The organism is Blautia sp. TM10-2 (assembly GCF_003480845.1).
GTDB lineage: Bacteria > Bacillota > Clostridia > Lachnospirales > Lachnospiraceae > Fusicatenibacter > Fusicatenibacter saccharivorans.
The window spans coordinates 1-562 of the sequence record NZ_QUJZ01000033.1 but is presented as its reverse complement, the minus strand read 5'-3'; the positions used below and the strand labels follow the sequence as shown (position 1 = coordinate 562).

Below are 562 nucleotides of genomic sequence, written 5' to 3'. Positions count from 1 at the left end.
AGGGGATTACCCATAAATATATTGTAGTAGTGATGAGTTAGACGCGCAAAATTCGCACCAAAAAAGGGAACAAATGTTTGATATATTCCTATGCATATGGTATACTATTTTTATGAAGAAAGATATGTTTACAATTAATAAAAATGGTCTTTCCTATGGTAGAGGATATGTGTACTCTCTGCAGTATCATCTGGTCTGGTGTACAAAGTACAGAAAAAAGGTTTTAAAAGACGGAATTGATGTGGAATGCAAAGAAATGCTGGAAAGTCTTGCACAGGAATATAAATTTCAAATCCTGGCTATGGAGGTTATGCCGGATCATATTCATCTGCTTGTAGATTGCCGACCACAGTTTTATATTTCAGACATGATCAAAATCATGAAGGGGAATCTTGCGCGCCAGATGTTCCTTTTGTATCCAGAGCTAAAGAAAGAGTTGTGGGGAGGGCATTTGTGGAATCCGTCTTATTGTGCTGTAACGGTCAGTGACCGGAGCCGTGAACAGGTATTTGCTTACATAGAAGGGCAGAAGGAAAAATCCCGTTAAAACCCGGAGGAAAAA

1 protein-coding gene is annotated in these 562 nt (G+C 38.8%); it reads left to right on the top strand.

What is annotated here, in order from left to right:
• The first annotated feature begins 112 nt into the window (after positions 1-112).
• On the top strand, positions 113-547 hold the full coding sequence (tnpA, locus tag DXD92_RS18320) for an IS200/IS605 family transposase (protein ID WP_118641313.1): 435 nt from the start codon (positions 113-115) through the stop codon (positions 545-547).
• Positions 548-562 lie beyond the last annotated feature (15 nt).

Bases quoted from the DNA above. Each gene is read 5' to 3' on its own strand.
- tnpA (WP_118641313.1), top strand. From the start codon at position 113: ATGAAGAAAGATATGTTTACAATTAATAAAAATGGTCTTTCCTATGGT.